This is a genomic window from Acidithiobacillus albertensis, from assembly GCF_001931655.1.
In the GTDB taxonomy this organism is placed as follows: Bacteria; Pseudomonadota; Gammaproteobacteria; order Acidithiobacillales; family Acidithiobacillaceae; genus Acidithiobacillus; species Acidithiobacillus thiooxidans.
Window position 1 is genome coordinate 886794 of record NZ_MOAD01000001.1, and the last position, 13826, is coordinate 900619.

Here is a 13826-nt window from a genome sequence, read left to right on the forward strand (position 1 = left end):
TTCACCTAAAGATGGAAAGTTATAGGCACCAGCTGTTAAGTTGAATTGGATCAACCCGGTTGATTTGCTTATATTGATTAAGCCGCTGGTAATATCTGCTCCGGCATTTTTGCCATTTAGCCCTGAACCAGAAGGGTTGCTTTGCAAAAAACCCATACCGGATACGACCCCCTGCACGTTGACTTTGCCAATGGGGCCAGCGTCGATTTTCAAAGGTGCTGGAATGGAAAAACCAGATGCATGAGCATATCCTGCGGATACGATGGTTGCAGAAAGTAATCCTGTGAGAAGAAATCGAGAACGCGAAGATTGTTTCATGGAGGGCTCCGTTGGTAAGTTTGTGTAGATGTAATTGCAACAATTTCAAACGAAAGCAATGATCATGCCAATTTTTTCTACCCATGATAACATCATGATATAGTTAACTTATAGCTGTGACATGTTGATATTGGCGACTGATTTCTACAATTGAATGAGAGCATCGCACGGTTTTGGTGCTTTAAATGCCTAAATTTGGAGATATGTGCATTACTTTTGTGCGTTGAGGAGTTGGAATCTATTCGGTAAACAACAGCTGCAACATAAAGGCCGAAGGCTTGCAGATGATGATTCATCTTTAACTTGCAAAACAATGTTCATTTTGGGCGAGTAAGAGGAAGCCGTATTTCGGGTTTCTGACCGATGATGAATTGTCCTGCATGGAACCCGCTGTCTGGAAAGAATATGCGAGGGATAAAACTTCAACGTGATGGGGTACATTAGCGGTACAGTAGTTCCGCCAATGAGACTTGTCTGGAACCAACATAACCCAAATAAAAATAAGAAACTAGGTCAATTGTACCCAAACACGAACAATCAGCGACAATCTAATCCGTTGATTTAAAATGTAACTCATAATCCCTTGGTCCACGGTTCGAGTCCGTGCGGGCCCACCAAATAAAACAAGCAGTTATAAATTGGTTATTGAAAATCCTCTACTCTTCAGACGCAAATTTGGTGCCATGCTGAATCTGTAACTAAGTCTTATTCTTACGACTACAGTTGTCAAAAAACCGGCAGGAACTTGGAGGGGTGTGATTCGGATGCTGTCAGCATTTTGTCGAGTTTGCAGCGGTCTTGCGCTTTTCTGCGTACTGTATAAAAATACAGAATCATACGTACCGATTTCTGGAGGCATGGCATGGATAAACTGACGCCGCGTCAGGCCGAGATTCTGGCCTGGATTCGCGCCCGGATGCTGGAAGACAATTTGCCACCCACGCGTGCGGAATTGATGAAAGCCTTTGACTTTCGTTCACCCAATGCGGCGGAAACCCATTTGCGCATGTTGGCGCGCAAAGGTTATCTGGAACTGCAAAATGGTACCGCACGGGGGATTCGCCTGCACGAAGATTTGAGCGCGACCATGGGCTTGCCTTTGGTGGGTCGGGTAGCCGCCGGGCAACCGATGCTGGCTGAGGAGTTTCGCGAGGGGCAGTTGCCGGTGGACCCTAAACTATTTTCGCCGGGGGCTGATTATTTGTTGAGGGTGCAGGGTATGAGTATGCGCGATGCGGGTATTCTGGATGGCGATATTCTGGCGGTGCGCCATGAGGCTGGCTTTACGCCGCAAAATGGCCAGATTGTCGTGGCTCGAGTCAACGGAGAGGTTACGGTCAAGCGTTGGCAACGAAAGCAGGGCAAAGTCAGCCTGTTACCCGAAAATCCGGATTTTTCTCCCATTGAGGTGGACTTGTCCCGTGATGATTTGCTGATTGAAGGGCAGGTTGTAGGCCTGCTGCGGATTGGTAACCGCCTCTAAAAAATCCATTACTGGAACCATCTCCGGCGTTGAAGGTCTTCTTTCCAAGAGGTTGCCGCGTGTATCAATGGTTTTTCGGTTCTTGTCGTTTCTGGTCTTGATGCGCTCAGCGGTTTACAATCATACGTTATCACTTTTTTCAGAATTTACAGGATTAACATTCATACATGGACAAATCATCTATCGCTCTGGCAGTGGGTCTTCTAATTATTGGCGGCTTAACGGGGGCAGTTATCGAACGCTTTGCCATTAATCCTGATTCCGCCACGAGCAGCAGTCCGTTGAGTCTGAATGGCGCCAAGAAGCTGCTGAATGATGTTACCCATGGCCAGGCCAGTGCTGAAAAGGTTTTTCCTGGGCCTGGTGGTTTGACGGGTATTGAAGTCAGTATGGAAGGTCATCCGACCATTGCTTATGCGACGGCAGATGGACAATATCTGGTGGCCGGACCAGTGCTCAATCAGCAAGGTCAGGATGCCGCCCATGCTGACATGATCAAGCTGGGGCTCATTCCCAAACCGGCATCGGCTGCGGTTTTGGCTGAAAAAGCCGCCCATGCAGACAGTTTTGTGCTGGGAAGCAAAGGGCCGGAACTCACGGCTTTTGTAGATCCTAACTGCATTTACTGTCACAAGTTTTACGAAGAAGCCAAACCGCTCATTGCTGCAGGTAAGCTACGCGTCCGCTATGTGGTCGTGGCTTTCCTGAAGCCCAGCAGCGCCGGTAAAGCGGCGGCTATTTTGGGGGCCAGTGACCCTGCTGCCGCCATGGCGGAAAATGAAAAAGGCTTTGATGAGGCAACGGAAGAGGGTGGTATTACTCCTGCTAAAAATCCTGATCCGGCGACCCTGGCTGCGGTAGAAAACAATACCAAGCTGCTGAGTGAAAGCGGAGAAGTGGCGACCCCGACCCTTATTTACTGTAATGCCCAGAATCAGGCCGTTCTGGCACATGGTTTGGATCGCTCCAGTCTGGCCGATTTTGTTGATCATATCAGCAGCCTGGAAAATGGAGCTTGCCATTGATGATTGCTCAAGATAATAACGCGGTTATTCATCGCGAAGATTATCAGCCGCCCCTCTATCGGATTACCGAGGTCGCGCTGAATGTTCATCTGGACCCGGAAAATACCGAAGTGGAGGCCTGCCTGCATTTTCAGAGACTGGTTTCAGAGCCGGTAGCCGAGTTGCACCTGGACGGCGAATCCCTCGAGTTGCTGAGTGCTTTACAAGATGGTCAGCCCCTGGCGGAAAATTTGTTTCGTTCTGATGCGACGGGTTTGACCTTGTTGAACCCGGAACCGGAGTTTGTGTTGGAAACCCGGGTTCGGATTCATCCCGCTGCCAATTTGACCCTGTCCGGTTTGTATTTTGCCGGTGGACAGTTTTTGACGCAATGCGAGGCGGAGGGTTTCCGCCGGATTACCTATTATCTGGATCGTCCGGATTGTCTGGCCAAATTTACGGTGACTTTGCACGCTTCCCGAAAAACCTGTCCGGTGCTGCTGGCCAATGGCAACTGCATTGCCCAGGGGGATGAAGACAACAATTGGCATTGGGCGCGTTGGGAAGATCCTTATCCCAAGCCCGCTTATTTATTTGCCATGGTAGCCGGTGATCTGGCCGTACAGCGCGATGTTTTTGTGACGCAATCCGGTCGGTCGGTGACGCTGGAAATTTATGTGGCTGAAAGGGATCTTGGATCTTGCGATCAAGCCATGGAAAGCCTGAAGCGGGCCATGCGCTGGGATGAAGAGGTTTACGGGCGCGAATATGATCTGGATCGCTACATGATTGTGGCGACCGACAGTTTCAATATGGGGGCCATGGAAAACAAGGGCCTCAACATTTTCAACTCCAAATATGTGCTGGCCAGCCCTGAAACGGCCACCGATACGGATTATCAAGGGGTTGAATCGGTAATTGCCCATGAATACTTTCATAACTGGACGGGTAACCGGGTAACCTTGCGGGACTGGTTTCAGCTGAGCCTCAAAGAAGGTTTGACGGTATTTCGTGATCAGGAATTCAGTGCAGATATGAACTCGCGTGGGGTGCAACGAATTGGTGACGTGCGCCGCCTGCGTTCTGCCCAGTTTCCTGAAGATGCTGGTCCGCTGGCGCATCCGGTGCGTCCCGATGCCTATTCGGAAATTAATAATTTTTACACGGCGACGGTGTATGAAAAGGGCGCGGAATTGGTGCGTATGATCCACACCTTGCTGGGCAAGGAAGGCTTTCGGCGCGGCACGGATTTGTATTTTGAGCGACATGATGGTCATGCGGTGACCATTGAAGATTTTGTGGCAGCCATGGAAGAGGCCAACCACTATGATCTTTCCAGTTTTCGCACCTGGTATTCCCAGGCCGGAACACCACAAGTAAAGGCAGAAGGAAGTTATGATCCCGCGAGTCGTTCCTACACGCTGACCTTGCAGCAGTCCACTCCCGCCACGCCCGGACAGTCAAACAAGGAGCCGGTACCTGTTCCGGTGCGTATGGCTTTGCTGAACACCCGGGGAGATAAAGCGGTTCTGGATAAAACAGGCGCAACCGAAAAAGTAATTTTATTGGAGCAGGCCAGTCAAAGCTGGACTTTTGAGGGCTTGCCCGATCCGGTAATCCCCTCCCTGTTGCGGGGTTTTTCCGCGCCGGTGCGGCTGGATATTGCTCTCGATGATCAGGCCCGCAGTTTTCTGGCCGGTGTCGATGATGACCCTTTCAATCGCTGGGAGAGCACCCAGGAGTTGGCCCTCAAATCTTTGCTGGAAGGGGTAGAAAATCATAAGAAACTTGAGGTGTTGCCTGCGGCCCTCAAGCAGGCGCTGTCTGCCACCTTGGAACAAAGCCAGATGGACCCAGCTTTTCGCGCGGAGTTGCTGACTTTGCCCAGCGAGGATTATATCGGCGAACAGATGCCGGTCATCGCAGTGGATGCCATTCATCAAGCGCGGGAGACCCTGCTTGATACGATTGGTGCACATTTTCATGATAAATGGTTAGGGTTGTATCAGGGTCTTGCCGGCGCTTATGAGCGGGATGGGGCTTCCATTGGTCGTCGCCGTCTTCGTAACATGGCATTGAGTTATCTGATTCATAGTGACCACAGTCGTCACGAGGACATGACCCTGCATGCGCGTCAGCAATATGTGCAGGCCGATAACATGACAGACCGTCTGGCGGCTTTTCAATTGCTGGTGCAGCATCCCAAACATGATGCTGAAGACATCCTTCTGGATTTTTATCAGAAATGGCAGGATTATCCGCTGGTAATCGACAAGTGGTTCGCTATTCAGGCCATGGCACCGCGTCCCGATACCTTGCGTCATGTGCAGCATCTTTTGGTGCATCCGGCTTTTGACTGGAAAGTGCCCAATCGGGTGCGTGCGGTGTTGGGTGCTTTTTCCATGAATCCGACCTTATTTCATGCGGCTGATGGATCAGGTTATGCTTTTTTTGCCGAGCAAATCCGTAGGCTGGATGATATCAACCCGCAAACTGCCGCCCGCCTGGCCACACCACTCAGCCGTTGGCAACGTTATGACAAGGTCCGCCAGCAAGGCATGATGAATGCCCTGCAACTGTTGGCAGCAAAAACCAACCTGTCCCGCGATCTGGCCGAGGTCATCCAGCGGTCGTATCCTGCCGCTTAGCTATCCCATGGCCGGGCCGTGGATTCCAGTCTCAACCAGAATTTCTGGAATTTTTTACGCTGTCGGGCCTCGCGGCCCTGCAGGAACCCCAATAACGCGCCTGCCTGAAAAGCCACACCTGCTTTAAGATTGTTGGTCAGGGGATTCAGATATTGGCCTGCCATGTCCGCATCGTGGATTTCTCCAGCAATACCCTGCAGAGTCGCCAGTAATTTCAGTAATGCTTTGCTATCTTTTCCGGGCCATAGCGGCGCCAGGGTGATCATCACATAACGGGTATTTTTGATACGGATGCGCAGGCTGTGTAAGGTTTCGGGATGATCCAGCAGCATTTTGCCGGCAGCCATCAGTTTGCGGTCTTCGCGATGTAATTGGGTTTCGCTGAAATCCTGCAGGTTTTTGGCGTGGGTCAATGGATGTCGCATTAAACTGGCCCAGAGTTTGAGCAGGATGGCGACCAACTGCGGTAATTGTTCGGCTTGCTGAGGTGCTTGCGCGGATAAAATGCCCTGCAAGGGGGCGGGGTCCAGGGTCATGGTCGCGGCAATTTCGGTCCAGTATCCCAGCAGGGCTTCATAATCACGTTTTTGATTTTGCTGGTGAAACCATTCCTGAAACGCGAGGCGGAAGGGTTGCAATAGATTGTCCGGGTCGAGCGCACGGCAAAAGCGCAAGGTTGCTCTGAGGCTGCGCACACTTTTGCGCAGGTCGTGAAAACTCTCCGGAGAAGTTTTAGCCCAGTGTTTGCGTGTGTCGTGAATAATTTGCTGGAGTTGCCAGGTTAGTATCTGGCTGAATGCGGTGCCGGCATTTTCCCGGCGGTGCAGGGGCCATGCCGTGTCACGCGGTTTTTCATCGGAAACCAGTCCGGCCAGGCGCAAACCGCGAAACAATTTGCTTTCCTGGTCGGGAATCAGAGGAAGATCCTGACAGAGGGATGCGCCCATTTCGAGTACTGCTGCTGCATTCCCTTTGGCGAGTTCCAACTCCACCTCGCGGATAGATTCGCTCTGGCCTCTGGCCAGAATTTCCCCGCGATCAAGCGCTACAATGATTTCACTGCCATCGGTATGGGTAACCCTGCTCTCGTGGCGTTCGAAACGGGTTTCCAGGATGACCTGCAAGTCCAGTTCCGTGAAGGGTACAAGCATGGCGGCGGCTTCACTATCGGTGAAGACGCTCAGGTCGGGCTGGTTACTAGCGACCGGAACATTCCACTCCGGACGTTGGTGCAGCCCGCCCGCTGATTGACCGCCGGCCTTGAGTGTGGCTATCCAGGTATCCTCTTCGCGGCGAACGCGGTAAGCCAGACGCGCACGTTGCAGGGCACTATCACGACTATCAAAATAAAACGCATGAAGCTGAAGCGGAGGTTCTTTGCTGATGGCCAGTAGAGGATGTTCGGCAATACGTTTCCAGACTGGAGCCGTATCGTCCATGATTTGTAATTTAAGTTCCTCTTCCACCACCATCCTCCATGACAAAATTCAGTATGCGTACCCATTGCGGTAATTCATTGCGATTTTCTGCGGCACGCAGGTCGGCAATTCCAGCACCACATTGGGCGGCACGGACGTAAATCTGACTATCCCGCAAGGTCGCCACCACGGACAGATTCCATTCACTCAGGACACTTTGCAGATGCTGGGCACCCCGGGTACGTGCATTTACCCGATTGGCAATCACCCCCATCCGCACTTTACCTTTACGGTAGCGCTTGATTTCTTCAAGTTTTTGCAGAAAAAGCTGGCTGGCATCCAGATCAAAAAGAGAGGGACCGATGGGGACCAGCAGAACCTCTACTTCACCCAGCATGTCTTCAAGGCGTTTCTTTTTGAGCCCTGCAGGGGCATCCATGACCACATAGTCACTGGTGGGATAATCACGGAAGTCGCGTTCGGCATCTTCCACCACATTCAGCTTGGGGAGCAGGGGCGAGCGGCGCTTGACCCAGTGGGAAGACGACTGTTGGGGGTCCAGATCGGCAAGGAGAACCGTCCCACGCAGCGCCAGAAGGCTGGCCAGATTGGTGGCCACAGTGGTTTTGCCTGCACCTCCCTTGCTGTTGAGGACCAGCGTTCTAATCATGCCTGGTATTCCTATCTAGCCATGTTGACTGCTGCGATCATAGTGCCGCAACAGGATCTCCTGGGCGGATTTACAGTCATCTTCCGGGCTTCGGCGCAGTTGTTCATAGCTGCCGTCCGCCTTCATGAGCCAGGCGTTGCAGTCATCCTGCAGATAAAGCTGCAGGGTTTCCTCGAGAACCCGGGCGCGCAGGTCCGGGTCCTGTATTGGAACGGCAACCTCAAGGCGTCTAAACAGGTTGCGTCCCATCCAGTCCGCGCTGGAAATCCACAGCTTGGGATGCCGTCCGTTGCCGAAATAATAAACCCGGCTGTGTTCCAGAAAACGACCGACAATGGAGCGCACCCGAATATGCTCGGAAACGCCGGCAATGCCAGGACGCAGGGCGCAGGCGCCACGCACTACCAGATCAATTTCGACGCCCGCCTGAGAGGCCCGGTACAGGGCACGAATCAACTCCGGCTCCACCAGCGCGTTGACCCGTGCCAGAATACGTCCTTCGCTACCCCTGCGGGTTTCTGCTTCAATGGCTTGAATGAGCGCGTTGAACAACGTAAAGGGGCTTTGCAGCAGGCGCCGCAATTGAGGCACCCTGCCCATGCCGGTGATGTGCATGAACAGATCATTCATGTCGGCGGTAATGTCTGAATCGGCGGTCAACAGGCTCAGGTCTGTATAAATCCGGGCGTTGCGGGGGTGGTAGTTGCCTGTGCCGAGATGTCCGTAAAGGCGGATACCTTCATCCTCGCGGCGCAATATCAGAATCATTTTGGCATGGACTTTGTGGTTGACGACCCCGTACACGACCTGTACGCCCACTTCCTCCAGACGCTCGGCCATGCGGATGTTGTTGGCTTCATCAAAGCGTGCCTTGAGTTCAACCACGGCAGTGACCTGCTTGCCCGCCAGAGCCGCCTCAATCAGAGCGTCAATCAGAGGGGAGTCGGGAGTCGTGCGGTAGAGGGTCTGTTTGATGCCAATAACCTGGGGATCACTTGCCGCCTGACGCAGAAAATCAAGCACCGGATTAAAGCTCTGGTAAGGATGGTGCAGCAAAATAGGTGCTTCACGCAGGTGCGCAAAAATATTTTCCGGCCGGGAACAGACGCTGGGTAGTCCCGGTACGAAAGGGGGAAAAAGCAGGTCCTGGCGCGGCACCATGTCAATAATGGCCGCCAGCCTGGACAGGTTCACCGGCCCGGCCAGTGAATAGAGATTGTCATCCACCAGTTCAAAGTGTTTGAGCAGATAATCGACGACTTCGCGGGGGCAATTATTGGCGACTTCCAGGCGTACAGCTTCCCCGAAAGGGCGCATGGGTAATTCGTCCACTAATGCGTCCAGGAGGTTATCCACTTCTTCCTCATCCACAAACAGTTCGCTGTTACGGGTGACCCTGAACTGATAAAAACCGAGAATTTTCAGGCCGGGAAACAATGCGGTGACGTGTTCGTGAATGACGGAGGAAAGAAACACAAAATCACTGGGACCCGCCAGATGGGGAGGGATCTGGATGATTCGGGGAAGAATCCGGGGGGCCTGAACGATGGCAATGGGGCTGCGCCGTCCATAAGCATCCTGTCCTTCCAGCACAATGGCAAAATTCAGCCCCTTGTTTTGCACTTTCGGAAAGGGATGTGCCGGATCCAGGCTGAGAGGGGTCAACAAGGGCATGACTTCGGTCTGAAAATAATTGCTGATCCAGCGCTTTTGCGCGGCGCGCCATTCCTTACGGCGCAGCAGCCTAATACCTTCTTTGGCCAGAGCCGGGAGCAGACGCTGGTTCAGGCAGAGATATTGTTCCTGGATGATTTCATGGGCCATTTGTGCAACGGCGGCAATTTCCCGATCCGGACCCAGCATGTCAGGCCCCAAGGGTCCGGCACCAAATTTGCGCCTTTGCAGTAATCCGGCCATGCGTACTTCAAAAAATTCATCGAGATTGCTGGAAACAATGGTCAGAAAGCGCAAGCGCTCCAGTAAGGGCACGCGGGGATCATCGGCCAGCGCCAGTACGCGTTGGTTAAAAGCGAGAATACTCAGATCACGATTGAAGTAGAGCTCTGCATTATCCAGAGAGACCGGATTTTCTGCGGATTCTGACTGCTCGCTTTCAGTCATGGCGTTGGCGCACTCTTTGTTCGGCGGCCGTCATGGTGTTTTGCAGGAGGGTGGCTACGGTCATGGGCCCGACCCCGCCGGGAACCGGGGTAATCCAGGCTGCCCTTTTTTCGGCTTCGGCAAAGTCTACATCGCCGGTCAGGCGACCATCAGGTAAGCGATTGATCCCGACATCAATGACCACAGCACCGTCGCGAACCCACTGACCAGAAATCAAACCCGGCTTGCCAGCGGCAGCAATCAGGAGTTCTGCGCGCTCCACATGGGCCTGAAGGTTGCGGGTAAAGCGATGACAGACCGTGACAGTGGCTCCTGCCAGTAAGAGCTCCATAGCCATGGGCCGTCCGACAATGTTGGACGCACCAACAATCACCGCTTCCTTGCCGCGAACATCCAGGTCAATTTCATCAAGCAGGGTCATGATCCCGGCTGGTGTGCAGGAACGCAGCAGGGGCGCGCGGAGGGCGAGACGCCCGACGTTGTAGGGATGAAAGCCATCCACATCTTTTTCAACGGCTATGGCTTCAATGATGACTTCAGGATCAAACTGGGGGGGGAGGGGTAATTGCACGAGAATGCCATCGATGCTGTCGTCAGCATTTAACTCGGCTATTTTCTGGAGTAATTGTTCAGGACTGCTTACGGCCGGGAGATTTACCGCCAGAGAATGGATACCCACGCTTTTGCAGGCGTCGCGTTTTTTCTGGACATACACTTCGGAGGCCGGATTGTTGCCTACCAGCACCACTGCCAGGCCTGGGGGCCGACCATGGTTTTTGAGAAACGCCCTACTTTTTTCGGCGGTTTCTGCCTGCAGTTTTTTGGCAATGGCCTTGCCATCAATACGTTGCGCAGTCATTGCTTCCCCTGCGCAGAAGCTGAATGGCCTGGGGAAACCCTCTTTATCATGAAATTAACCTTATGAATAAGCTGCGTCGTTTTAAATACTCTAATATCCCAACATTCTTCTGTTCCCTCGATTTTTTGTCAAGTAAAAACCGGACGCAGGCCCTCCCGGCCACCCGCCGTGCTCAGGTGACCAGTATCCGGTCTGCTCCCTTAGAAGACCCGCTTCAGGAAGCAGGCACAGACGGGGTTTCGCCCCCACGCAAATCTTTGGCCAGCACCATATACATGGCGGGTACCACGAATAGCGAGAATAGCGCGCCAATGCCCAAGCCGGTGAAAATGACCAGGCCCATCTGGAAACGACTGACGGCACCGGGTCCATTCATGAGGAGCAGGGGGAGAACCCCGAGTACCATGGCTCCGGTGGTCATCAGAATCGGACGCAGACGAATACTCGACGCCTTTTCCACCGCATCGCGTTTGCCCAAGCCTTCATGACGCTGGATTTCATTGGCAAACTGCACAATCAGAATACCCTGCTTGGCAATCAAACCGATCAGGGTGATCAGCCCCACCTCCGTGTAAATATTGATGGAGGCCAGGCCCAGGCTGACAAATATCAGCGCACCACTGATGGACATGGGAACGGTGATCAGCACAATCAAGGGGTCCCGGAAACTTTCAAACTGAGCCGCCAACAGCAGGTAAATCAGGATGATAGCCAGTGCAAAAGTGGTCAGCAATCCACCACTTTCCTGCATGTACTCGCGCGACTGGCTGGCGTAATTGACCGAAAAGTCCTTGGGCATGATTTTTTCAGCCGTGCTCCGGAAGAAGTTCAGAGACTGTCCCATGGTTACTCCCGGCTTGGGAACCGCCTGAATGGTGACCGAGTTAAGCTGTTGAAACTGCGGCAGGAACTGCGGTTCAACCTTGGTTTCGATGGATACGACTGTTGACAGGGGCACCATTTGACCCGTTGCCGTGGCAATATAATAGTCCTTGAGGGCCTCCGGGTCCGTACGGAACTTGTCCGGCACCTGGGGAATAACCTTGTAGCTGCGTCCCTCCATGTCAAAGCGGTTGACATAGTTGCCGCCCAGCAAAGGTTGCAGATCCTGGGCAATTTCCGCCATGGTCAAACCCAGATTGGCGGCAATATTGCGATGGATTTTCAGCACCAGTTCCGGATTGTCAATGCGCAGGTCCTTGGTCACATAGAAGAACATGCCACTCTGGTAAGCCTTGGCTATGACCTGATCAGCTACCTGATCGATTTTGTCGTAACTACCGGGACTCTGCAGAACAAATTGTACCGGCAGGCCGCCTGCAGATCCGGGTAATGGTGGCGGCAAGAAAGAGGCCACCTGCAGCCCTGGCACGCTTTGCAATTGCTGCTGCAATTTGGGCTGAATCTGCATGGCTGTAACCGAACGATCAGACCAGTTGGTTAAACGCATGCCTGCAAAAAGGCTATTGGTTCCACCACCACTGCCGACGGAAATTCCAGTGACCATGAAGGTCGCCTTTTTTTCCGGATACTTATTGAACACCTTCAAAATCTGCTTGCCGTAGTGAGCCAGCCGGTCTGGGGTGATAGTTGGACCACCAGTGCCGGCATTGAAAATAATGCCCTGATCTTCCTGTGGCGCCAGTTCCGATTTGGAAGTGGCGAACAGGAAGTAAATGCTGCCGAAAACGACTATGGCAAAGAGCATGACTACGGGCACAAAATTCAGGACACCGTGCAGAAGTCGATCATAAAAACCTCTTAAACCGACAAAGCGCTGATCGATGAAGTGTTCAAAGCCGTGTTCCTTGGTGGGCTTCAAGACCTTGCTGGAGAGCATGGGCGACAGCGTCAAAGCCACAATCATGGAGATCAGCACCGCTGCTACCAGGGTAAAGGCAAATTCTCCAAACAGACTGCCGGTCAGTCCACCCATAAAGCCAATCGGCGCAAACACCGCAATCAATGTGGTGGACATGACGATAATGGGACCACCCAGTTCGCGCCCGGTCAGCAAGGCGGCATCAAAAGGGCTTTTGCCTTCATCAATATGCCGATGCACGTTTTCTACAACGATAATGGCGTCATCCACCACCAGCCCAATGGCCAGCACCACTGCCAGCAGAGTCAGCAGATTGATGGTGAAGCCCAATGACCACATGATCAGGCCCGCACCGACAATGGACAGCGGTATGGCTACAGCTGGTATGACCACCGCCCGGAACGAACCCAGGAAGAGGAAGATAACCAGCACGACCACCGCCAGGGTGATCCCAATAGTCATCATTACTTCATCAATGGAGGCCTGAATAAAGGTGCTGGCATCATAAGGAATCGCCGCATGCATGCCGGGTGGCAGGCTCTTTTCAAGCTTTGCCAGCGAGCTTTTTACCCCTGCAGCTACATCCAGAGAATTGGCAGAGGGAGATTCCTGAATGCCGATAAATGCTGCCGGTTTGCCGTCAAAAAATGCCTGGGAGTCATAATTCTGGGCACCAAGCTCAACATGGGCGACATCTTTCAGGCGAATCAGGGTGTTGCCCGACTGTTTGATGACTAGGTCACGGAATTCACTGACATTGTGCAGGCTGGTAGTGGCCACAATGGTGTTTTGTACGGTTTTGCCCCGGGTCCGCCCCACGGCCGAGATGAAGTCATTGGCTGTCAACGCTTGAGAAACCTGGGCAGCGGTCACATTAAGTGCGGCCATTTTCTGCGGGTTCAGCCAGACGCGCATGGCATAGGTATTCCCGTTGCCAGCACCAGGGGGCAAAATCTGGGCCTCACCAACACCATGTACCGAGGCAAGACGCGGTTGCGCCACGCGCAGCAAATAATCAGTAATTTGTTGCTGGCTGAGTTGATTTCCGTAAAAAGCGATATACATCAAATCTGTTGTATCGCCCACTGTGACGTTGATCACGGGCAACTGGCTACCCGTGGGCAACTGATCAGTCACCTGCTGGACTTTAGACTGAATGTTGGCCACTGCGGCACTGGGGCTGTAATTCAGCTTCATGTACACCGTAATGGTGGAGGACCCCTCCGCACTGTTGGAGGTCATGTAGTTGATGTCAGGAGCGCTGGCAATGACCTTTTCAAGACGTGCGGTAATAAAGCCCTGCACGGTGCTGGGACTGGCACCGGGGTAAGCCGTGGTAACGGTGACGACGGTGTTGACCAGGGCCGGATATTCGCGGACGGTCATCATGGTGTAGGCGTGCAGACCCAGCAGGAAAATTACCAGACTCAACGCCGTGGCGAGTACCGGGCGACGAACAAAAATATCCGTAAATTTCATGAGC

The 13826-nt window shown here is 53.0% G+C and carries 8 protein-coding genes and 1 pseudogene; 3 read left to right on the forward strand and 6 right to left on the reverse strand.

Translation table 11 applies throughout. From position 1 onward, the window contains the following. A pseudogene (locus BLW97_RS04630) lies at positions 1-318 on the reverse strand (outer membrane beta-barrel protein); the annotation flags it as partial. An 862-nt stretch (positions 319-1180) separates the two neighbouring features. On the opposite strand from BLW97_RS04630, the gene lexA reads away from it, so the two are divergent. The 3 genes from lexA to pepN all read left to right on the forward strand — a co-directional run bounded on the left by lexA (position 1181) and on the right by pepN (position 5453). Continuing rightward, complete coding sequence (lexA, locus tag BLW97_RS04635; protein ID WP_024893784.1) at positions 1181-1801, forward strand: transcriptional repressor LexA; 621 nt, start codon at positions 1181-1183, stop codon at positions 1799-1801. Positions 1802-1968: 167 nt separating this feature from the next. Beyond that, the gene (dsbG, locus tag BLW97_RS04640; protein WP_024893785.1) at positions 1969-2826 is read left to right on the forward strand and encodes a thiol:disulfide interchange protein DsbG; all 858 of its coding nucleotides are present in this window, start codon (positions 1969-1971) and stop codon (positions 2824-2826) included. Next, entirely contained in the window at positions 2826-5453 is a 2628-nt protein-coding gene (gene pepN, locus BLW97_RS04645; protein WP_075322490.1) for an aminopeptidase N, read from the forward strand. Before dsbG ends, pepN begins: the two co-directional genes overlap by 1 nt. Here the strand turns inward: pepN and BLW97_RS04650 are convergent. The 5 genes from BLW97_RS04650 to BLW97_RS04670 form a co-directional block, all read right to left on the reverse strand. Then, complete coding sequence (locus BLW97_RS04650; protein WP_207650554.1) at positions 5450-6925, reverse strand: CYTH and CHAD domain-containing protein; 1476 nt, start codon at positions 6923-6925, stop codon at positions 5450-5452. The two genes, pepN and BLW97_RS04650, sit on opposite strands and share 4 nt — an antisense overlap. Next, complete coding sequence (locus BLW97_RS04655) at positions 6903-7541, reverse strand: ParA family protein (protein ID WP_010636811.1); 639 nt, start codon at positions 7539-7541, stop codon at positions 6903-6905. The genes BLW97_RS04650 and BLW97_RS04655 overlap by 23 nt, the downstream gene beginning before the upstream one ends. A gap of 15 nt (positions 7542-7556) precedes the next feature. Further along, positions 7557-9662: a polyphosphate kinase 1 gene (gene ppk1, locus BLW97_RS04660; RefSeq protein WP_075322491.1), complete on the reverse strand. Its 2106-nt coding sequence runs from the start codon at positions 9660-9662 to the stop codon at positions 7557-7559. Beyond that, positions 9655-10521: a bifunctional methylenetetrahydrofolate dehydrogenase/methenyltetrahydrofolate cyclohydrolase FolD gene (gene folD, locus BLW97_RS04665; protein ID WP_075322492.1), complete on the reverse strand. Its 867-nt coding sequence runs from the start codon at positions 10519-10521 to the stop codon at positions 9655-9657. The genes ppk1 and folD overlap by 8 nt, the downstream gene beginning before the upstream one ends. A 214-nt stretch (positions 10522-10735) precedes the next feature. Beyond that, positions 10736-13822 (reverse strand): efflux RND transporter permease subunit, encoded by a 3087-nt coding sequence (locus BLW97_RS04670; RefSeq protein ID WP_024893790.1) that lies wholly within the window; start codon positions 13820-13822, stop codon positions 10736-10738. Positions 13823-13826 lie beyond the last annotated feature (4 nt).